15 protein-coding genes, 1 tRNA gene and 1 riboswitch are annotated in these 19,848 nt (G+C 72.2%); of the genes, 4 read left to right on the top strand and 12 right to left on the bottom strand.

The genetic code is table 11. The features are described from left to right. Nucleotides 1–214: 214 nt before the first annotated feature. Nucleotides 215–868 carry a response regulator transcription factor gene (locus CFP65_RS13520; protein ID WP_305778252.1) on the bottom strand — a complete coding sequence of 218 codons (654 nt, stop codon included), beginning with the start codon at nt 866–868 and terminating at the stop codon, nt 215–217. A gap of 170 nt (nt 869–1,038) precedes the next feature. Then, nucleotides 1,039–1,821 carry a sensor histidine kinase gene (locus tag CFP65_RS13525; RefSeq protein ID WP_104816330.1) on the bottom strand — a complete coding sequence of 261 codons (783 nt, stop codon included), beginning with the start codon at nt 1,819–1,821 and terminating at the stop codon, nt 1,039–1,041. A gap of 202 nt (nt 1,822–2,023) precedes the next feature. On the opposite strand from CFP65_RS13525, the gene CFP65_RS13530 reads away from it, so the two are divergent. Continuing rightward, complete coding sequence (locus CFP65_RS13530) at nt 2,024–2,500, top strand: SsgA family sporulation/cell division regulator (protein ID WP_254552381.1); 477 nt, start codon at nt 2,024–2,026, stop codon at nt 2,498–2,500. Nucleotides 2,501–2,561: 61 nt separating this feature from the next. On the opposite strand, the gene CFP65_RS13535 is transcribed toward CFP65_RS13530, so the two are convergent. Beyond that, a complete protein-coding gene (locus CFP65_RS13535) occupies nt 2,562–4,391 on the bottom strand; it encodes a DEAD/DEAH box helicase (protein ID WP_104816331.1) in 1,830 nt (609 codons plus the stop codon). A 384-nt stretch (nt 4,392–4,775) separates the two neighbouring features. Between CFP65_RS13535 and CFP65_RS13540 the strand changes: the two genes are divergently transcribed. Then, nucleotides 4,776–5,195: an SsgA family sporulation/cell division regulator gene (locus CFP65_RS13540; protein ID WP_104816332.1), complete on the top strand. Its 420-nt coding sequence runs from the start codon at nt 4,776–4,778 to the stop codon at nt 5,193–5,195. A 106-nt stretch (nt 5,196–5,301) separates the two neighbouring features. Here CFP65_RS13540 and CFP65_RS13545 read toward each other — a convergent pair whose 3' ends face one another. From CFP65_RS13545 to CFP65_RS13560, 4 genes are all read right to left on the bottom strand, one after another. Continuing rightward, nucleotides 5,302–7,818 (bottom strand): DUF2156 domain-containing protein, encoded by a 2,517-nt coding sequence (locus CFP65_RS13545; protein WP_104816333.1) that lies wholly within the window; start codon nt 7,816–7,818, stop codon nt 5,302–5,304. Next, entirely contained in the window at nt 7,815–9,155 is a 1,341-nt protein-coding gene (locus CFP65_RS13550; protein ID WP_104816334.1) for an esterase family protein, read from the bottom strand. The genes CFP65_RS13545 and CFP65_RS13550 overlap by 4 nt, the downstream gene beginning before the upstream one ends. Nucleotides 9,156–9,186: 31 nt before the next feature. Then, nucleotides 9,187–9,804, bottom strand: coding sequence for a class F sortase (locus tag CFP65_RS13555; protein ID WP_104816335.1), 618 nt, complete (start codon nt 9,802–9,804; stop codon nt 9,187–9,189). A 62-nt stretch (nt 9,805–9,866) separates the two neighbouring features. Continuing rightward, nucleotides 9,867–12,371, bottom strand: a complete 2,505-nt coding sequence (locus tag CFP65_RS13560) for a phosphatidylglycerol lysyltransferase domain-containing protein (RefSeq protein ID WP_104816336.1) — start codon at nt 12,369–12,371, stop codon at nt 9,867–9,869. A gap of 289 nt (nt 12,372–12,660) precedes the next feature. Between CFP65_RS13560 and CFP65_RS13565 the strand changes: the two genes are divergently transcribed. Further along, nucleotides 12,661–13,938: a hypothetical protein gene (locus CFP65_RS13565; RefSeq protein ID WP_168219596.1), complete on the top strand. Its 1,278-nt coding sequence runs from the start codon at nt 12,661–12,663 to the stop codon at nt 13,936–13,938. 15 nt (nt 13,939–13,953) lie between these two features. On the opposite strand, the gene CFP65_RS13570 is transcribed toward CFP65_RS13565, so the two are convergent. After that, nucleotides 13,954–15,393, bottom strand: coding sequence for an MFS transporter (locus CFP65_RS13570; protein WP_104816337.1), 1,440 nt, complete (start codon nt 15,391–15,393; stop codon nt 13,954–13,956). Between the two features lie 88 nt (nt 15,394–15,481). After that, entirely contained in the window at nt 15,482–15,796 is a 315-nt protein-coding gene (locus CFP65_RS13575; RefSeq protein ID WP_104820860.1) for a multidrug efflux SMR transporter, read from the bottom strand. A gap of 61 nt (nt 15,797–15,857) precedes the next feature. After that, nucleotides 15,858–15,919: riboswitch (guanidine-III (ykkC-III) riboswitch) on the bottom strand. A gap of 239 nt (nt 15,920–16,158) precedes the next feature. Between CFP65_RS13575 and CFP65_RS13580 the strand changes: the two genes are divergently transcribed. Further along, nucleotides 16,159–16,233 (top strand) — tRNA-Cys (locus tag CFP65_RS13580). 143 nt (nt 16,234–16,376) lie between these two features. On the opposite strand, the gene CFP65_RS13585 is transcribed toward CFP65_RS13580, so the two are convergent. The 3 genes from CFP65_RS13585 to CFP65_RS13595 all read right to left on the bottom strand — a co-directional run bounded on the left by CFP65_RS13585 (nt 16,377) and on the right by CFP65_RS13595 (nt 19,747). Beyond that, a complete protein-coding gene (locus CFP65_RS13585; protein WP_104816338.1) occupies nt 16,377–17,903 on the bottom strand; it encodes a WXG100 family type VII secretion target in 1,527 nt (508 codons plus the stop codon). 1 nt (nt 17,904) lies between these two features. Then, nucleotides 17,905–18,240 carry a hypothetical protein gene (locus CFP65_RS13590; protein ID WP_104816339.1) on the bottom strand — a complete coding sequence of 112 codons (336 nt, stop codon included), beginning with the start codon at nt 18,238–18,240 and terminating at the stop codon, nt 17,905–17,907. Nucleotides 18,241–18,382: 142 nt separating this feature from the next. After that, nucleotides 18,383–19,747, bottom strand: coding sequence for a S8 family serine peptidase (locus CFP65_RS13595; RefSeq protein WP_104820861.1), 1,365 nt, complete (start codon nt 19,745–19,747; stop codon nt 18,383–18,385). Between the last annotated feature and the right edge of the window lie 101 nt (nt 19,748–19,848).

Below are 19,848 nucleotides of genomic sequence, written 5' to 3' on the forward strand. Positions count from 1 at the left end.
GAGAGCGTGGGGAGAACGTAGTCAGCGGGGGCCGCGCTGCGGAAGTGTTTGTCCAAAATTCGGGCGCGATCGCAATGATTCCGTTCCCCCAAATCGGGGCAAGGAGCTCATTTTCGAACCTTGCACGGGAATGTTTGTTCGATTATTTTCCGGAGTGCGGACACCGACCGTCCGGTAACTCTGCACTCCCTGGAAGCAGACTCCCAGCGAATTCTCAGCCGACCCGGAGCAGCCCGTCGCGCAGCGCCACCGCCACCGCGGCGCCGCGGCTCTCCACCCCGAGCTTGGTGTAGATGTTGGTCAGATGGCTCTTGGCGGTCGCCTCGCTGATGTGGAGCCGCACCGAGATCTGCCGGTTCGAGAGCCCGTCCGCGAGCAGCTGGAGCACCTCCACCTCCCGTCTGGAGAGCACCGGCGCCCCGGACCGCATCCGGCGCAGCAGCCGCCCCACCGCCGCCGGGCCGAGCACCGACTCGCCGCGGGCCACCGCGCGCACCGCCGAGACCAGCTCCTGCGCCGCGCTCTCCTTGCCCAGGAAGCCCATCGCCCCGGCGTCGATCGCCGCGAAGACGTCCTGCTCGGAGCTGTACGCGCTGAGCACCAGCACGGCGGGCGGACGCTCCCGGTCGAGCAGGGCCCGGATCAGCTCGGCCCCGCGCAGCAGCCCGGTGCCCAGGTTGAGGTCCAGCAGTACCACGTCCGGCCGCTCGGCCGCCGGGGCCTCGGCCAGCTGCCGCAGCGCCGCCTCGTCGCCCCCGGCCTCGCCGACCACCCGCAGGTCGGGCTGGTCCTCCAGCATCATCCGCAGCCCGAGCCGCATGGCCGGGTGATCGTCGACCACCAGCACCCGGACGACCGCGGCCGTCACGACCCCGCCCCGCGCCACCGCACCGCCATGCCCACTCCCCCAGCCGAGAAATCCGCTCCTCGGCACAGCAACCGACGGGCGGGTTCAGTATGCCAGCACGCATCCGAAGAACCGACAAATGGGGTGGCTGGCAGCCTATCCGGCCATCCCCTCCCAAAACCGACGGACCGTCAGCCCGGGAACTCCACCGCCACCACCGTGCCCCCGCCCGGCGCCGGCTCCACCCGCAGCCGCCCGCCGGCCCGGCCGACCCGCTGCGCCATCCCGGCCAGCCCGACCCCGACCCCGACCCCGACCTCGGATCCGAGCGGCTCGGCCAGCCCGGCGCCGTCGTCCCGTACCAGGACACGCACCCGGTCGGCCGCCAGTTCCAGCTCCACCGCGATCCGCTCCGCCCCGGCGTGCCGCACCGCGTTGGTCACCGCCTCCTGCACCACCCGCAGCGCCGCGCTCGCCACCGGCAGGGCCGGCCGGCGCACGGGCCCGGCCACCCGCAGGGTCAGCTCCGGCACCGGCCCGCAGCGCCCCGGCTCGGCCCGCTCCGCGCGGAGCTGACGGAGCGTCGCCAGGTGCCGCCCGGCCAGGTCCACGTACCGCTCCAGGGCGGGCACCAGGCCGCCCTCGGCGAGCTGGGTCATCGCCACCCCGCCGATCAGGTCCTGCGCCTGCCCGAGCCCGAACAGGGCCGTCTCGTACGCCACTTCGAGCCGCTCCCGGGCCCGGTCGGCCCCGGCCGGCAGGGCCTGCTCGGCGGCCCGGATCATCAGGGTGAGCGCCGACAGGGTCTGCGCGACGGTGTCGTGGGTGTCCCGGGCGATCCGGGAGCGCTCCTCCAGCCGGCCCTGCTCCCGCAGCGCCTCGTCCCGGGCGCGGGCCGATCGGGGGGATTGCCCGTCCTTTACCGTTCCGGTCCCCACCGGCCCGCTCGGGCGCCGCTCAGTACCACTTGCCATACCGGGAGTCCACCGCCAGACGGTTGGTTTTCTTGTCCCTCAAGTGGCGAACCCCCAGCCCACCGCACGACGGTTGCCACCGTCGCGACCGGAAGGGGAATCTGGAGACTCGGGCCCCGTGCGGCCCGCGCTCCACAGGATTGACACTTGACGGACACAGGAAGAACCGATGGCGCGTCAGGCGCCACCGACGGGGGACATTATGCGATTCCACGACCAGCCGGAAGACGTCGAGGGCCACCATCCGGGCCCCGACCGCCCCGGTCTCCGGGCCCACCTGACGATGGAGCTGGCGACGACGCCCGGCCTCGTCCACCAGCTCCGCACCGACCTCGACTACGACCCGGCCGACCCGCTCGTGGTCAGCCTCACCTTCCACCTGCCCGGCGACCACCCGGTGGTCTGGACGGTCGCCCGCGGCCTGCTGCTCGACGGGCTGCGCGGCCCGGTCGGCGAGGGTGACGTGCAGGTGCGCCCGCACCCCGGGCAGCCCGACCGGATCGAGCTTCAGCTGCACTCCCCCACCGGCTCGGCCTTCCTCGGCGCGAGCCGGGCCGCCCTGCAGGAGGTGCTGCAGCGCACCACCCTGCTGGTCCCGGTCGGCGCGGAGCTGCCCGCCGAGGAGCTGGACGGCGCCCTCACCCGCCTCCTGGACGGCGCGGCGGCCGGCGAGGGCTGACCCACGGAGAAGGACGGCGGGCGCCCGTAGGCACCCGCCGCCCTTCCGTCCGCCCTGCGGCTCAGGCCGTGGTGTTGGCCCACTCCCGGATCCGGGCGATCCGGGCCTTCAGCTGATTGGCCGTCGCCTGCGCGGTGAGCGGCCCGCCGCACTGGCGGCGCAGCTCGTTGTGCACGGTGCCGTGCGGCTGGTTGGTGCGGTGGTGCCAGGCGGCCACCAGCGAGTTGAGCTCCTTGCGCAGGTCGCGCAGCTCCTGGTGGGTCACCACCGGCCGCTGCTCGGCGGGCAGTTCGAGCAGGTCGGCCTCCTCGGCCGGCTTGCTCTTGGAGCGCTGGATCTGCTTGGTCTGCCGCTTCTGGAGCAGCATCTGCACCTGGTCCGGCTCCAGCAGGCCCGGGATGCCGAGGTACTCCTCCTCCTCCTCGGAGCCCGGGTGCGCCTGCATCCCGAACTCCATGGCGTTGTAGAGCACCCGGTCGAAGACCGCGTCCGAGCCGAGCGCCTCGTAGGAGAGCTCCTCGCCGCCGCCGTCCGGCCCGTCGTTGGCCTTCTCGGCCTCGGCGAGCAGGCGGTCCTCCTCGTCGAAGAGGCCCTCCTCGCCGTCCTTCTTGGGTCGGTCCAGCACGTGGTCGCGCTGCAGCTCCATCTCGTTGGCGAAGCCGAGCAGCATCGGCACCGAGGGCAGGAAGACGGAGGCCGTCTCGCCGCGCTTGCGGGCGCGCACGAAGCGGCCGACGGCCTGGGCGAAGAACAGCGGGGTGGAGATCGAGGTGGCGTACACCCCGACCGCCAGCCGCGGCACGTCGACGCCCTCGGACACCATCCGGACGGCGACCATCCACCGGTCGTCGTTGGCCGAGAAGTCGGAGATCCGCTGCGAGGCCTCGGCCTCGTCGGAGAGCACCAGGGTGGCCTTGGTGCCGGTGATCTCCCGGATCATCTTGGCGTAGGCCCGGGCCGCGTTCTGGTCGGTGGCGATCACCAGTCCGCCCGCGTCCGGGATGGCCTTGCGCACCTCGGTGAGGCGCTTGTCGGCGGCCCGCAGCACGTTCGGGATCCACTCGCCCTGCGGGGCCAGCGCGGTGCGCCAGGCCTGGGCGATCAGGTCCTTGGTCATCGGCTCGCCGAGCCGCGCCTCCAGCTCGTCGCCGGATTTGGTGCGCCAGCGCATGTTGCCGCTGTAGCTGAGGAAGATCACCGGCCGCACGACGTGGTCGGCCAGCGCGTGCCCGTAGCCGTAGGTGTAGTCGGCCACCGACTTGCGCAGCCCGTCGGTGTCCTGCTCGTAGGTGACGAACGGGATCGGGTTGGTGTCGGAGCGGAACGGCGTACCGGTCAGCGCGAGCCGCCGGGTGGCCGGCTCGAAGGCCTCGAAGCAGGCCTCGCCCCAGGACTTCGAGTCACCGGCGTGGTGGATCTCGTCCATGATCACGAGGGTCTTGCGGGCCTCGGTCCGGTTCCGGTGCAGCATCGGGTTGACCCCGACACCCGCGTAGGTCACCACGATGCCGTGGTAGTCCTTCGACAGCGGCCCCGAGGAGTACGCCGGATCCAGCCGGATGCCTATCCGGGCGGCGGCCTCGGCCCACTGCTTCTTGAGGTGCTCGGTCGGGGCGACCACGGTCACCTGCTGCACCAGGTGGTTGTGCAGCAGGTACGAGGCCAGGGTGAGCGCGAAGGTGGTCTTGCCTGCGCCCGGGGTCGCGACGGCCATGAAGTCGCGGGGCTGCTTCTCGATGTACCTGTCCAGCGCGCCCTGCTGCCAGGCCCGCAGCTTGCCCGCCGTGCCCCAGGGGGCACGGCCGGGGAAGGCCGGGGAGAGGTGGTGCGAGGGTGCGGCGGAGGCACGCACGGCGGCGTGCGGCTGGGCGTCCGAGAACAGCGGAGTCATCGGGGAAGCGGCGGCAGTACTCACGGTCTCCGAGGGGGTCGTCGCAGGTCAGGGCCATGATCACGGCCAACGCTGCGGTCGGTTGACGGTCGGACAACCCGCCTAGCCTACCGGGCCGCCCCCGCTCCCGGAGTTCGACACGAGCCCCCCGCCGACCCCCGCGCGGCCCCTCGTGGCGCTGACCTGCGGCGTCCCCGCGGGCCCCCGATTCGACTCCCGGGGGACGCGAACGTCACACTGGCCGGGGCTGTGACGGCCGTCACTCGATTGCCCAGCCGAAACCCGGTAAGAGTTCCGCCCCCGCCGACTCTCAAGGCTGCGAGAGCTTCATCCGGCGCAGCCGTCCCACGCGGCGCGCGCCCCACGGCCCCCCGGGAGGAACCCATGTCCAAGGTTGTCGAGCAGGTCGTCCAGGCCCGGCTGATCCTGTCCGCCCAGCGCTCCGCCCTGCTGCGGGTCACCCTCCACTACCGCGGCGAGGACCCGCTGGCCGTCCGGATGCTCTTCCCCGCCGAGTACTCCCTCGACGCCGAGACCGACGGCCAGGAGATCGAGTGGGTCTTCGCCCGCCACCTCCTCGCCACCGGCCTCGACACCCCCTCCGGCCTCGGCGACGTCCACATCCGCCCTACCCGAGGCCACCGCACCATGATCGAACTCCGCGCGGCAGAGGGCATCGCCCTCCTCCAGTTCGAGGCCGCCGCCCTCCGCCGCTTCCTCTGGCACAGCTACGTCGCCGTCCCCGAGGGCAACGAACACCTCTACTTGGACGCCGACGGCGCCTTGGCCCAACTGTTCGGGTAACCCCTTGGGGGCGCGGGGAACTGCGCGCGCAACCGCCCACGAAGCTGCACGGTTGCGCGCGCACGCAGTTAATCAAGAGGGGCCCCGCGCCCCTGCTGTGGTTGCTCTAAGCCGAAAGCTTCCGCATCAGGCGGACCCCCTGCCCCGCCGTCATGTGCGGCAGGTAAGCCTTCCCGATCGCCCTCGTGATACTTCCGAGCGCCGCCGGATCCGGATACACCATGTACATCGGCCGGTACTCCGGCTGGAACTTCGCCTTGAAGGCCAGCAGCGACCGGAAGCCGTACACCGGCTCCAGCGCCTTCCCCATCCAGTCGAGCATCCGCTGCAGCGCCGTGGCCGTCTCCCCCCGCTCGGCCCGGGCCAGTGGCGCGCCCGACAGGCTCAGGAACCGCGCACCTTCCTCCTGGAAGCCGAGCGCCGCCGAGGCGATCAGGAACTCCGTCACGCCCCGGAAGCCGTCGCTGCGCCGCCGCATGAAATCCAGCGTCCAGCCGACGGCCGCGCCGTCCTCGTACACCGGCATCCAGCTGGTCAGCCCGTGCACCGTGCGGTCGCCGTCCACGGCGACCAGCACCCGCACGGCCGGGTCCTCCAGCTCGGCCAGCCCACCGAGGGTGAAGCCCATCTCGGGCAGGCCCTTGTCGGCCACCCACTCCTCGGAGATCGAGCGGACCTGGTCGCGCAGGCCCAGCGGCGCCTCGGGGTAGCTCCACCACTCGGCGGTGATGCCCTGCTTGGCGGCCTTGTTGAGCGAGGTGCGGATGTCCTGCCACTTCTTGCCGGTGAAGGCGAGCTCGGCCAGCGGCACCACGGTGTCCTCGGCCACCTGCAGCGAGCGCCAGCCGAGCGCCTGGGCGGCGGCAAGCGTCTGCGGGGTGACGCTGTAGAAGCAGGGCGTCCAGCCCCGCGCGTCGCAGTACCGGGCGAACCCGGCCACCGCCCGCGCCCGGGCGGCCGGCTCGCCGAACGGGTCACCGGTGGTGAGCGCGACGGTGGCGAAGACCCGGTAGGCGACGGCCGCCTCGCCGCCCTCCTCGAACCAGTAGTGGTTGCCGTCCCAGGTGGTCAGGAAGGAGAGGGTGGAACCGCCGTACTCGGTGAGCAGCCCCCGGGCCCGGGCGGCGTCCTCGGCCGCCACGTGCACCACCGGCCGCCGGAAGGCCAGCAGCAGGGCCACCAGGGCGACGGCCCAGAACAACACTCCGCAGTAGATCTCCAACGACTGCGCCGTGCCGCCGGCCGCGATCGGGTAGTCCGGCACCAGGTCGTTGTAGGCAGGCGGCAGCAGTTCGGAGGGCAGCCCGCGCAGCAGCGCGCCCAGGGTCGCGTCCGGCTCGTACTGGTCGCGGACCAGCCAGCCGATCCCGACGTACGCGCCGCAGGCCAGCAGCAGGGCCGCCCCGACCACCACCGCGAGCCGCCGCAGGTCGCGCCGGGGCAGCCGCTGGTCGAACCGGCGGTGGGTCACCAGCAGCAGGACGAGCATCAGCACCGGGAGCAGCAGCGCCTCGCCGATCAGCTCGAAGAGGTAGCGGGTGCCGCCGTCCTGGGCGAAGTCGTCGTAGTTCAGCGCCAGCACCCAGCAGAGCACCGCGATCCAGGCCAGCTCGGTGACGGCGGTGACCCGCCAGGCGAACCGCAGGCCGCGCCGCAGGCCCTCGGCCAGCACCAGCAGCAGGGCCGGCACCAGGGCGGCCATCAGCAGGCCGGGCGAGTGGAAGAACCGGTGGGTGGAGTGGGCGCGGGCGCAGGCCCGGGCCGACTCCTCGCAGGCGGCGGCGACCTCGTCGCCGGTGGGCACGTGCGAGTAGTAGAGGTCGCTGAAGCTGGTGAACGGGCCGGCGGCGTCCGCGTAGAGCGAGGCGATCAGCGGCCCGAGCGCGGTGGCGGCCAGGCAGAGCGCCACCAGCACCCGGGTCTCGGTCCAGGACACCGCCCGGGGCGCCCGCGGCTGCCCGCGCCGCAGCCAGGCCCCGATGCCCAGGCCCACCAGCACCGCGAAGACCCGCTGCACGGACTGGAGGTGCCCCACGTACAGCAGCATCACCAGCGGCACCAGCACCACCAGCAGCAGCACCCGGCGGCGCCAGAGCACGGTGAGCCGGGCGGCCACCGCGGCCGCCAGTGCGAAGACGCCCACGGTGGGGCCGACGGCGATGTGGTCCTTGATCGTCTCGGTCCACTCCAGGCCGGCCCCGATGCCGAGGCGGACGGCGCCGGTGCCCAGCAGGCTGCCGAGCACCTGGCCGAGCAGCAGGGTCAGCACGGTGAGCGGGCGGCCGAGCCGGTGCTCGGCGAGCGGGCCGAAGACCAGCAGCAGCAGGGTGGTCACCACGTACGAGCCCAGGCCCGAGCACCAGAGCAGCGAGGTGACCGGGGTCCACCAGTGGCCGGGCAGGGTCGGGATGCCCACCCCGACCTGCTCCAGCAGGTGCTGCGGCGGGCCCGCGCCGAGGCTGCCGGTGAGGCCGCCGACCACCCAGAGGGCCACCACCAGGGCGATGGTGAGCGGGGCCGCCCGCAGCTGGGTCCAGAGCGGGGCCAGACCCCGGGCCCAGCGGAGCCAGCCGCGCTCCGGGCGCGGGGTGGTGGGGCGGGCCTCGGCGGCCGTGCCGGTCATCGGATCAGTCCCGTCTGCTGGGCGAGCCAGGTGAGGTTGTCGCCGAGCCCGGCGCGGAAGGTGTTCCAGTCGTGGCCGCCGGGCACGGTCATGAACTTCGCCTTCATCCCGGCCTTCACGGCGGCGGCGTAGACCTTCTCGGCCTGCGGCTTGTACTCGCCGTCCCCGGCGCCGACCACGAAGGCGGCGGCGGTGTCGGGGAAGCGCTGCCGGGCCATCACGTGCAGCGGGTCGACGGCGTCGAAGGCGGCCTCGTCCCCGCCGAAGGCGGCCTGCACCGTCTCGCCGTGGCTGCCCAGGGTGGGCTCCTCCTGGCCGGAGATGTCCAGGAAGGAGCCGTAGACCTGGGGCGCGTTGACGGCCAGTTGGAGCGAGCAGGTGCCGCCCAGCGAGAGCCCGCCGATCGAACGGGCGGTGCGGCCGGTGGCGGTCTGCAGGTGGGCGGTGATCCAGTCCGGTACGTCCTCGGCCAGGTAGGTCTGCCCCTTGGCGATCCGCGAGTCCATGCAGAGGTTGTTGCCCCAGGTGGAGCCGGTCTGGTCGACCACCAGCACGATCGGGGCCAGCCCCTCGTGCGCGGCGGCGAAGGCGTCCAGCTGCTCGGGCAGCGAGCCGGAGTTGATCCAGTCGGCGGGCGAGCCGGGCTGACCGGCCATCAGCACCAGCACGGGCAGCAGCGGCCGGGGCTCGGCCTGGTAGGCGGGCGGCAGGTAGACGTAGGCGTCCCGGGCCTGGAAGCCGGACTTCACCCCGGGCACGGGCGTGGTGGAGACGGTGCCCTTGGCCGGCAGGCCGGCCGGCCGGTGCCAGACCTCGGCCAGCACCTTGCCGGGCGGGGTGGTCACCACGGCCGAGGCCCGGCCGGTGCTGAGCTTGCCGGTCTTGTCCAGCCAGGGCGCGAGCAGCACCCGGCCGGTCGGGTACTGGTCGTAGAACCGGTTGACCTGCGAGGCGGACATCAGCAGCACCAGCGCGGCGGCCAGCAGGGTGAGCCCGCGCCGGCGCCAGGACTGCCGGCGCAGCCGCAGCGCCGCCAGGCAGAGGCCCAGCACGCCCAGGCCGACCCAGAAGGTCACCTTGTGCGGCAGCCCGTCCGGCCAGGGCTGCCACCAGTCGTCCACCGTGAACTGGAGCAGCGTGGTGATGCCGGCCGCGAGCAGCAGCGCGAGCGGCAGCCGCACCAGCCACCAGCGCGGCGAGCGGGAGCAGGCCAGCGCCGCCAGCGCGGCGAAGCCCACCACCAGCACCAGCGCGGGGATCACCCCGTGGGTCAGCGGCCAGTCCAGCGGGTTCCACCCCGCGAGCGAGCGGGTCGTCCTGCCTTCGGGCCCGGTCATCCCGGCGCCTCCGTCCTCGTTCGCGTGCCCCTCATGCCGACACCCCCCGGACCAGGTGGGCGAAGACGACCACGTTGCCGTCGTAGCCCTCGCCCTCGCGGTAGCTCCCGCCGCAGGTGATCAGCCGCAGCTGCGAGCCCCGGCCGGGGCCGTACACCTTCTCGTCCGGGAAGTCCTTCTTCGGGTACACCTCCACCGCGTCCACCACGAACCAGGAGGCGCCCCGGTCGGCTCCGGCCACCTCCAGCTGGTCGCCGCGGCGCAGGCTGCCCAGGCCGTAGAAGACGGCCGGGCCCTCCCGGGTGTCCACGTGGCCGGCCAGCACGGCGGTGCCGCGCTGGCCGGGCGTCACGCCCTCCCGGTACCAGCCGGCCAGGTTGCGGTCGGTGTCCGCGGGGGCCTCCAGCCGGCCCTCCCGGTCCAGGCCGAGGGTGGTGACGGGGGCGTCCACGCCGAGCCGGGGGATCCTGACCCGGGTGGGCACCGCCCGGGGGCGCGGCGGCGCGTAGACCTCGGAGCCGACTGCGCCCAGCGCCTGCTCGGCGCCGGGCAGCGGCGGCAGCGTGCCGCCCTGGAGCAGCCAGGCTCCGGCCACCAGCGCCAGCCCGGCCGCGATCGTGCCCGGCCAGAGGCTCCTGCCCTCCCGCACCCGCCGCTCCTTCCGCTGCCAGGGCCCAGCCTGACCGGCCGGGCGGCGGGCGGCACCCGCACCTACCCCGACCGGGTGAGCGAGCCCCGGCGCAGCTGAGGCCGGGTCAGGAAGCCCTCGGCCATCGCGTTGGCCACCGCGACGGCCGGCAGCTCGGAGGACTTCTCGTACAGCAGGAAGCGCGGCTCCCAGGCCGGCTGGTACTTGGCGTTGGCCCGGTAGAGCGACTCCAGCTGCCACCAGCGGGAGAGGAAGCGCAGCACCGAGCGGAGCAGCCGCAGCACCGGCCCGGCGCCGATCCGGGCGCCCTGCTCGAAGACGTAGCGGAACATCGCGAAATTCAGCGAGACCCGCACCACCGCCAGCTGCCCGGCGCTCGCCCGCAGCAGCAGCTCGCAGACCAGGTACTCGACCAGCCCGTGGTCGGATTCGCGGTCCCGGCGCATCAGGTCCAGCGAGAGGCCGTGCGCGCCCCAGGGCACGAAGCTGAGCAGGGCGCAGGTGCGGTCGTGCTCGTCCCGGCACTCCAGCAGCAGGCAGTCGCCGTCGGCCGGGTCGCCGAGCCGGCCGAGCGCCATCGAGAAGCCGCGTTCGGTGCGGCCGTGCCGCCAGGCGTCGGCCAGCCGGGCCAGCTCGGCGAACTCGGCCTCGGGCACGTCCCGGTGACGGCGCACCACGGCCCGGTAGCCGGCCCGCCGCACGCGGTTGTGGGTCTGGCGCAGGGTGCGCATCGAGCGGCCCTCCAGGGTGAAGCCGGCCGTCTCCACCACGGCCTCGTCACCCAGCTCGAGCGCGCGCAGCCCGACCCGCCGGTACGCCTCCCCGGCCCGCTCGCCGGCTCCGGTGACGGCCGGCACCCAGCCGTGCTCGCGGGCCAGCTCGCGCCAGCGCTGGATGGCCTGCGGCCAGGCCTCCGGATCGCCCAGCGGGTCGCCGGAGGCGAGCGAGACGCCGTTGACCACCCGGTGCAGCACGGCGGCCTTGCCGCTGGGCGACCAGACCACCGACTTGTCCCGGCGCAGCCCGAAGTAGCCGAGCGAATCCCGGGCGCCGTGCCGCTCCAGCAGGGCCCGCAGCCGCTCCTCGTCCTCGGGGCCGAGCCGTTCGGCGGCCCGGGCGGAGCGGAAGAAGACCCGCAGGGTGACCAGCAGCAGGGCGGCGCCGAAGCCGTTGATCAGCAGGTCGACCCAGCCGGGCACGTCCAGGTCCACGTACTCGACGATCCCGGAGAGGGTGACCAGCCGCAGGCCCACGTAGGTGGTCGCCTCGCCCCAGTCCGGCACGTAGCCGCTGTAGGTGTCGCGGACCAGCAGCGCGCCGATCAGCACCAGCGCGGCCCCGCCGAGCAGCAGCACGGCCAGGCCGAGCACGATGTTGCCGCGCCCGCCCTTGGCGTGGAAGGCCCGGCGGCCGAGCAGCAGCACGGCCAGCAGGCCCAGGGTGAGCCCGGCGGAGATCCAGTTGAAGGGGTGCGCGCGGTCCTCCGGCAGGGCGATCAGGGCGAGCAGGAAGATCCCGGCGTAGCCGGTGGTGACGACGGTGGCGACGATCCAGGCGGCCCGCTTGCGGCGGCGCAGCATCACCGCGAGCAGCCCGGCGAAGAGCGCGGCGGTGAAGCCGGCCGTCATCAGCACGGGGGTGAAGTACTCGCCCCGGTTGGCCCGCTGCACCTGGTCGCGGAAGGGCGCAATCCAGCCCGCGACCAGGTTGAGCAGGGTGGCGATCCGCAGGTACCACTCGGCGGCGCTCGCGCACCGGCCGCGCCAGGCGGGCAGCGGCGGCGGCACGTACGGCTCCCAGACCTCCGGCTCGGGCGGCGGCTCCGGGGAGCGGTCGGGGGTGCCGGCGATCGCGTCGAAGACGCTGGTCTTGACGGCGACCAGCCGACGGTGGATCCGGGCCTCGCGCCGCTCGGCCCGGGCCAGCCGTTTGGGGCGGGAGCGGTAGCGCCAGCGGGCCCAGGGGCTGCGCGGGCGGGCGAGGCGGATCGCGCCGACGGCGGCCAGCGGCCAGAGCATCACGCCGAGCAGGCCGGTCCAGAGCTTGCCCTTGACCAGACAGACCATCACCAGCGCCAGCACCAGGGCCGCCACCGCGAGCTGACCGGGCCGCAGCCCGCCCTCGAACCCACCGAACGGCACCTCGCCGAGCAGCAGCAGGCCGATCAGCGCGGCGGTGAGGATCACCGCGTCCACCGACTTGCGGCCCTGCTCCTTCCAGTAGACGTCCTCCAGGTGCAGCACCAGCGCGAACTCGTCCAGCACCAGCCCGGCCCCGATCCCGAAGCCGAGCGCCAGGCCGTCGCGTAGCGCCCCGCCGTCGCCCCGGACGGCGAAGGCGCCGACCCCGCCGACCAGCATCAGCGCCTGGCCGAAGACCACGTGGTGGATGTGCAGGCCGCCGGGCGTGACGTTGCCGGGCCACCAGCTGGTGCCCCGGCGGATCATCCGGACGCTGAACCGGATGAACAGGAACGCCCCGATCAGCCCGCAGAGCAGCAGGAAGAGCGGCTGCCGACCGGTGTCGTAGATCCGCTCCCGGTAGGTGTCCACGACCGACTGCCACATCGCTGGCCACCACCTCCGCACGCCCGGGCCCTTCCCAGCCGACGGTACCCGAGCAAGATCCGGCTACGCGGCAGCCACCCGGCGCGATCCGTGCGAGGCCCTGGGCCGAACAGGCCAAACCGTTGGCGCAAACCGGTACGAGTGCCGAACGGACGGCCGCGTCCTGCCCGACGAACCGTCAACCGCATGTCATGCTCAACCACTCATCACTCGATCACTCATCTGATTTCTCGATCGGTTCTCCCGATCACTCATCTGACTTGTTGCGGGCCCCGGAACGGACGTGACCATGGACGCACTCTCCCGCAGGACCCTGCTCACCGCCGGGGCCGCCACCGCCGCCACCCTCGCCGCCGGCTGCGGCTCCGCCAACACCAGCGAAGGCGAACAGGCCGGCCCCAGCGCCGCCGCCGTACCACCCTCTGGCCACCCGGCCGCGCCCAGCCCGGCCCCCAAGCCACCGGCTACCCTGATCGGCGACGGCTCCACCTCCGACACCGGCCCGCAGCCCGGCCAGCCCAAGCCGGTGGCCCTCAGGCCGGGCGAGCAGCCGCCGCAGTTCGTGGTCTTCTCCTGGGACGGCGCGGGCGAGCTCGACAACAGGCTCTTCACCCGCTTCCGCCAGCTGGCCAAGGACCACAAGGCCTCGATGACCTTCTTCCTCAGCGGCATCTACACCCTGCCCGAGGGCAAGAAGGACCTCTACCACCCGCCCCAGCACCGGGTCGGCGCGAGCGACATCGGCTACCTGAGCGACCAGCACATCCACGACACGCTCCAGCAGATCGGCGCGGCCTGGCTGGAGGGCCACGAGATCGGCACCCACTTCAACGGCCACTTCTGCGGCGCGAACGGCGGCGGCCGCTGGTCGCCCGAGGAGTGGGACAGCGAGATCCAGCAGGCGATGGACTTCGTGATGAACTGGAAGACCAACACGGGCTTCACCGACCTGCCCGCGCTGCCCTTCGACTACCGCAAGGAGCTGATCGGCGGCCGCACCCCGTGCCTGGAGGGCCAGCGCGGCCTGCTCCCGACGGCCGCCGCGCGCGGCTGGAAGTACGACAGCAGCGGCCCGGGCGGGCTCCAGGTCTGGCCGCAGAAGTTCCAGGGCGGCGCGCTCTGGGACTTCCCGCTGCAGTCCATCCCCTTCCCCGGGCACACCTTCCAGGTGCTCTCGATGGACTACAACATCATGTACAACCAGTCCGGCGACAACACCAAGGGCGACCCGGCCAAGCACGCCGCCTGGCAGACCCAGGCCCGCGACGCGCTGCTGGCCGGCTTCGACCGCGCGTACCACTCGAACCGGGCGCCGTACTACATCGGCAACCACTTCGAGCAGTGGAACGGCGGCATCTACATGAACGCCGTCGAGGAGGCCCTCACCGCGATCGCCGCCCACCCGGACGTGCGCCTGGTCTCCTTCCGCCAGCTCACCCAGTGGCTGGAGGCCCAGGACCCGGCGGTGCTGCGCAAGCTCCAGGGCCTCAACCCCGGCGAATCCCCCACCGGCGGCTGGGAGACCTTCCTCGGCACCCCGGCCGCAGCCCCCTCCGCCAAGGCCTGACTTCTACGGCTACGGCTACGGCTTGGTGCGGACCGCGAGCACGGCCCCGGCCAGCGCCACGCCCGTCATCACCAGGAAGATCACCGCGAACGCCGCCGCGGGCACCGCACCACCGCCTGCGGCGGCCGCCGCCGAACCGCCGCCGAGCGCGGAGAACAGCACGCCGGCCAGGCCGATCAGCAGCACGTTGCCCAGCGCGTCGCTCATCTGGAGCGAGGCCGAGTTGGCCCCGGCGTCCTCAGGCGCGGAGAGCTTCATCATCAGCACCGAGATGCTCGCCACCGCGAGGCCCATGCCGATGCCGCCGACCGCCCAGAAGACCGCCGCCACCCAGACCGGCGCACCCGGCACCAGCACCAGCGCCGCCCCGGCGATCGCCACCGCCGTCAGCACGAAGCCCAGCCGGATCAGCGCCTCCCGGTGCCGGTCCGCCCCCGGGCGGCCCTGCAGCCAGGAGCCGAGCGCCCAGGAGAGCCCGCCGCTGGTCAGCGTCAGCCCGGCCATCGTCGGCGAGAGCCCGCGCTGGGTCACCATCATCAGCGGGATGAACGCCTCCGCCGCGAAGAACGCCCCGGCCGCCACCCCGCGCAGCAGGATCACCGTCGGCAGCCCGCGGGCCGCCCGCAGCGCCCCGGCCGGCAGCAGCCGCACCACGGCCGGGAAGAGCAGGCCCGCCCCTGCCGCGGCCGGCACCAGCGCCCACGGGTCCAGCCGCTGGCCGGCGTACTGCAGCAGCCCGGCGCCCAGCGCCGCCATCGCGGCCAGACCGGTCCGCCGCCGGTCGATCTCCGCGCCGAGCCCGCTCGGCTGCCGCTTCTCGGCCCGGCGCAGCGCCGGGCCCATCACGGCCAGCGGCAGCACGATCAGCGCGGGCACCGCCAGGAAGACCCAGCGCCAGCCGAGGTGCTGCGTCACGGCCCCGGAGACCACCGGCCCCACGATCGAGGGCAGCACCCAGGCCGCCGAGAAGGCCGCGAACACCTTCGGCCGCAGCCGCTCCGGGAAGGCCCGCCCGACCACCACGTACAGCGCGACGATCACCAACCCGCCGCCGAGGCCCTGGATCGCCCGCCCGGCCACGAACAGCCACATGTTCACCGCCGTCCCGGCCACCACCAGCCCGGCCCCGAACACGGCTATCCCGCTGAACAGCGGCGCCATCGGCCCGCGCCGGTCACACCACTGCCCGGACACCACCAGCGCGAACAGCGTGGAGGTGAAGTACCCGGAGAACGCGAACGCGTACAGCCCAAGACCGTCCAGCTGCCGCGCGGCCACCGGCATCGCGGTGTTCACCGCCGTGGCCTCGAAGGCCAGCAGCAGCACCACCGAGACGATCCCCAGGGTCAGCGCCCGGTACGGGCCGCTGAGCACCCCGCCCTCCTCGCCTTCCTCGGGCGGCGCGATGGCGCGGGACGGATCGGCCGAGGTGGCGGCGGAGGAGGTAGTGGACATGCCTCTCATGGTAAGTCCCGAACGCTCCGGTGACTCCTGACCTACGGGCTGAACTCTTCTCCCCCGCAGGCCCTGGTCCCCTGCCCGGTCAGTGCAGCACCTTGAGCCCCACCACACCCGACACGATCAGCAGCAGGCACCCGATCCGGGCCACCGTCGCGGCATCCCCCATCGCCGCCATCCCGTACACCGCCGTGCCGATCGCCCCGATCCCGACCCACACCGCGTACCCCGTCCCCAACGGGATGCTCTTCATCGCGTACGCGAGCCCGCCCATGCTCAGCACCAGCGCCACCGCGAACACGGCACTCGGCACCAGCCGCGAGAACCCCTTGGACGCCTCCAGCGCCACCGCCCACACGGTCTCCAACAGACCGGCGACCACGAGCACGACCCAGGCCATGACGACAACCTCCGCAGCAGCGACCGGCGTGGCCGCCTCTTGCCGCCACTGCCGGATTCCCACTGCGTCGTCTTGTCGTGCCGGGTACGACGCACTCGTCCGGAGATGGCCGTTCCACGCGCCATCTGTCTTCGACCGTAGCACACCGCGAAACACAGAATTCATACAAGAACGTTGACGCACCCCTCCCCCGTCCCCCTATGATGAATTCACCGAAACAGCGAGAGCCCGAAAGAGGTGGAACATGAACAGCAAGACGGCGGCCCAGCAGACGCCCCGCACCTGTCCCACCTCCCTCCGCTGTTGTCGCGGCTGACGCCCCCGCCGCACCACCCCTTGTCCCACCCTGCCCCACCCTTCACGGCCGTGTGCCCGAGTGGCTTAGGGAACCGCCTGCAAAGCGGTTTACACGGGTTCGATTCCCGTCATGGCCTCCACCGACGAAATTCCCGACCGGCATTCTCCACCACACGCCGGCCGGGATTTCGCCATTTCCTTTTCCTGCTTTCGTTGCATGAAAAAGCCCGGCCGGCTCGCCATTCCAGCGAACCGACCGGGCTTCTTCTCTTCCCCTACCCGATTACTCGATCACGGGCGGGTTGGCCCCGCCGCCGGTACGCCAGGTGTCCTCGTCCTCGACCAGGTAGTCCGGGCGGTGGCCCTTCGTCCCGTTCTTCTTCTTGTTCGCGGCGCCATGGCCACCCATCCCGGGCTGGCCGTTGGCACCGTTGCGCCCCTTACCCAGGCCGGAACCGCCCTGGGTGAACGCGCTCCGACCGGCACCGGCCTTAGCCCCGCCGACAGTGCCACCGGCCCGCTTGGTCAGGCCGCTGCCCTTGCCGGCCGCGCCACCCTTGGCCCCACCGGCACCGCCGAGCCCACCGGGCGCATGCATGCCGCCGGCCCCGGGAGCACCGGCCTTACCGGCTCCAGCACCACCGGCCCCAGCGCCACCCGCGCCGGTCCCGAGGCCGCCGGCCCCGCCGACCTTACCCGAGCCGCCCAGGCCACCGCCGGCGCCGCCACCACTCCCGAGCCCGGCCAGCCCGCCACCAGGCAGCCCACCGAACCCACTACCACCACCGACGATGCCGCCACCGCCCCCGAGGCCACCCCCGAGACCGCCGCCACCACCGCCCATGTCGAACCCACCGCCCCCACCACCGGGCATCCCGGTGATCGGCCCAGGCGAGACGACCGGCGGGTTCACCCCGTCGATCCCCAGCTTCGGCGGCGGCACGACCGTCCCGATCGGATCCGGCATCGGATGCCCCGGCCCGATCGGATGCGTCACCGGCGGAGAGTACGGCGGCACCACAGGCCCGGGACCCGGGTGCGTGATCGGCGGCTGCGGGAAGCCGACCGGCGTGATGGGCACGGGGTTCCCCCCGCCCGGCGGAGTGTGCACCGGCGGGTTACCGCCACCGCCCGGCGGGATCACGGGCATGTGCGGGTTCGGCACCGTGCCGGGCGGGGTGGGCGGAGTGCTGATGGGCGGGTTATCTGGCGGAGGAGGGAAGCGCTTCTCGCCACTAACGCCACCTCGATCCGGCGGGTCCATCAGCTTTGCAGCCTCGATGTACTGCGGAGACAGGTTCTCCATGACGGCGATCGCGTTCTGGTGCGCGACCTCGCCGGCCGAGAGCTGGTCCTTGTTCTTCTCCAGCGCCTGGAGGCGCGGCATGCCCGCCGCGAGGTCGGCCTTGAACTGAGCGTCCGAGCGGTCGCCACCGTCAGAGACCCACTTCCAGCCACTGTCCCAGGTGCTCGGGTCGTGGATGGAGTCCATCGCCGTCTTGGTCTGCTCCAGCGCCTTGCCCGCGTACGCCATCGCGGCGGACGTGTTCTTGGCGTGGGCAGCAGTGTTGACCATGCTGACGTGGATGTCCTGGGCCCGATTGGAGAAGCCCTGGGCCGAGTCGCCCTGCCAGTTCTGCATGGCGTGCGCGACGGCGGACTTCAGGTCCTCGGCCGCGGACTGGAGCTCGTCGTGGACGGCGCTCCAGTGGTCGGCGATCTCGGTGAGCCGGCTGTGGTTCGAGCCGTCGACCATGCCCTTGAGATGGTTCAGGTTGTACTGCTCGAACTCGGTGTTCTGACGAGCCATGTCAGACGGCCCTCCCGTTCGGGTGCTGGGCGTTCATGGTGACCCGGCCCTGCTCCTCGAGGTCCCGGTACGAGGTGGTGACGGTGTGCGTCTTGTCACCGAACTCGCCGATCAGCTGGTTGAGCTTGAGGCAGGTGTCGTCCAGGAACTGCTTCATGTTGTCGTGGGCCGTGAAGAGGGTGTGGGCCTCGGTGAAGTCGCCACCGAAGTCACCCTGGCTGGCGACCGTGTTGTACTTCGACTTGTCAGCAGTCTGGCCGACGTTCTGCTGGAGGGTGCGCAGTCGCTTCACGACCGCCTCCAGCTCGTCGGTGTTGACCCGGTATCCGTCTGACATACGGCTCTCTCCCCCTGGAGTGTCGATACTTCCCCGTCTGGTACTGGCTCCGGCGGGTGTGCTGGCGGCCCGGGTGAGCGGGCCTCAGCGGGCAATCAGAGCATTCGATCGTAGCGCTTGGGCCGAGGGTGCTGACACACCCTCAACGCTGATCGTTACCGCCCTGGTTGTACGGGTTCTGGTACGGCTGCTGCAGCGGGTAGCCCTGGGGCGGCGCCTGGTTGCCGTAAGGCTGGTTCGGGTACGGCGGCTGCTGCTGGTACTGCCCCGGGTACTGCGGCTGCTGGGGCTGCCAACCGGGCTGGCCGCCGTGCGGAGCCGGCGGCGCGGGCGGCGGCGTCTTCTTGCGGCGGGCCACCAGGATGATCACGACCACGAGGACGATGAGCACTACCAGGCCGATGCCCGCACCGATCATGAGCCCACTGGTGCTCTTGCCGCTCGATACCAGCTTCGGCGGTGTCGGGCTGTCCGGTGTAGCACCCGTGGGAGCGACGCCCCCCTGGGTTGTCGCCGAGCCATCCACTGCACCGGTGGGCTTCGCGAGCGGACCCTGCGCCGGCCCAGTCGGGATGTCCTGAGTCAATGCCTCATACGGGCGAAGGATGCCGTACCCATAGTGCGTGTCAGGCAGCTTGGCCCCCTTGAGTGCAGAGGGGACAAGTGCTGACTTGATCAGCCGGTTAGCCACCTGCCCCGCCGTCAGCTTCGGGAATTTGGCTCGCACCAGTGCCGCAGCTGCAGAGACGTACGCAGTTGCGTTGGATGTCCCGTCACCGATGCAGTACTGGCCACCATCGCAAGGCCCTGTGGACACAATGTCGACGCCAGGGGCGGTCAGCATGATCTCGGGCCCATAACTGGACTTGTTCCAGATAGCGTTCGTCTTGTCCACAGCACCAACAGCCAGAACTCCCGGCTCATTGGCCGGGCTCAGGACATGACCACCGTCGTTCCCTGAACCAGCCACGATGAGCACATCATGTTGGGCAGCGTAGGAGACCGCATCCGCGAGTTTGGCGTTCTGATTGTCGCTGGCCAACGAGATGTTGATGACCTTGGCATTGTGATCGACAGCCCAACGGATGTCCTCGGGGACCGCATCGCGGTGTCCCTCAGACGACTTGAAGATCGGTAGGACCTTCGCTCCGGGCGCCAGACCGAGCGCACCCTCACGGCTCCCGTGCCCGTGACCGACGATCAGACCCGCCATGCCGGTCCCGTGCGGGTCCGTCGGATTGGTGTTGAGTCCTTCACCATCCGGGTCATACCCCGGGAGGACGCTGCCGGACAAGTCCTGGTGGTTCGCTTCGACCCCGCTGTCGATGACAGCGACGATCACGCCGTCACCCTTGCTCACCGACCAGACCTTGTCCAAGTCGAAGTACTTGTTCGGCCACTGCGCGTCCCGCACCTGATCGGCCGAAGCCGCCGGCACGCCCGCGAGCAGCAGGCCCCCGACGAGTGTTGTGGCACCGAGTGCGCGCACGAACCTGGTCAGCGTCATCCCTACCCCGTCACCCGTCAAAGCCTTCATGGCCGTCAGTACCGCTCCCCGTGATCCGCCCCGTACGGCGGGGCGGTCCCGGTGCGATCGTATCGCCCCCT

The sequence above is a fragment of the Kitasatospora sp. MMS16-BH015 genome, from assembly GCF_002943525.1.
Classification (GTDB): Bacteria; Actinomycetota; Actinomycetes; order Streptomycetales; family Streptomycetaceae; genus Kitasatospora.

Excerpts from the sequence above, each read along its gene's own strand:
- CFP65_RS13525 (WP_104816330.1), bottom strand. The coding sequence starts at position 1,821 with ATGGCAAGTGGTACTGAGCGGCGCCCGAGCGGGCCGGTGGGGACCGGA.
- CFP65_RS13530 (WP_254552381.1), top strand. The coding sequence starts at position 2,024 with ATGCGATTCCACGACCAGCCGGAAGACGTCGAGGGCCACCATCCGGGC.
- CFP65_RS13535 (WP_104816331.1), bottom strand. The coding sequence starts at position 4,391 with ATGACTCCGCTGTTCTCGGACGCCCAGCCGCACGCCGCCGTGCGTGCC.
- CFP65_RS13540 (WP_104816332.1), top strand. The coding sequence starts at position 4,776 with ATGTCCAAGGTTGTCGAGCAGGTCGTCCAGGCCCGGCTGATCCTGTCC.
- CFP65_RS13545 (WP_104816333.1), bottom strand. The coding sequence starts at position 7,818 with ATGACCGGCACGGCCGCCGAGGCCCGCCCCACCACCCCGCGCCCGGAG.
- CFP65_RS13550 (WP_104816334.1), bottom strand. The coding sequence starts at position 9,155 with ATGACCGGGCCCGAAGGCAGGACGACCCGCTCGCTCGCGGGGTGGAAC.
- CFP65_RS13560 (WP_104816336.1), bottom strand. The coding sequence starts at position 12,371 with ATGTGGCAGTCGGTCGTGGACACCTACCGGGAGCGGATCTACGACACC.
- CFP65_RS13565 (WP_168219596.1), top strand. The coding sequence starts at position 12,661 with ATGGACGCACTCTCCCGCAGGACCCTGCTCACCGCCGGGGCCGCCACC.
- CFP65_RS13570 (WP_104816337.1), bottom strand. The coding sequence starts at position 15,393 with ATGTCCACTACCTCCTCCGCCGCCACCTCGGCCGATCCGTCCCGCGCC.
- CFP65_RS13575 (WP_104820860.1), bottom strand. The coding sequence starts at position 15,796 with ATGGCCTGGGTCGTGCTCGTGGTCGCCGGTCTGTTGGAGACCGTGTGG.
- CFP65_RS13585 (WP_104816338.1), bottom strand. The coding sequence starts at position 17,903 with ATGGCTCGTCAGAACACCGAGTTCGAGCAGTACAACCTGAACCATCTC.
- CFP65_RS13590 (WP_104816339.1), bottom strand. The coding sequence starts at position 18,240 with ATGTCAGACGGATACCGGGTCAACACCGACGAGCTGGAGGCGGTCGTG.
- CFP65_RS13595 (WP_104820861.1), bottom strand. The coding sequence starts at position 19,747 with ATGACGCTGACCAGGTTCGTGCGCGCACTCGGTGCCACAACACTCGTC.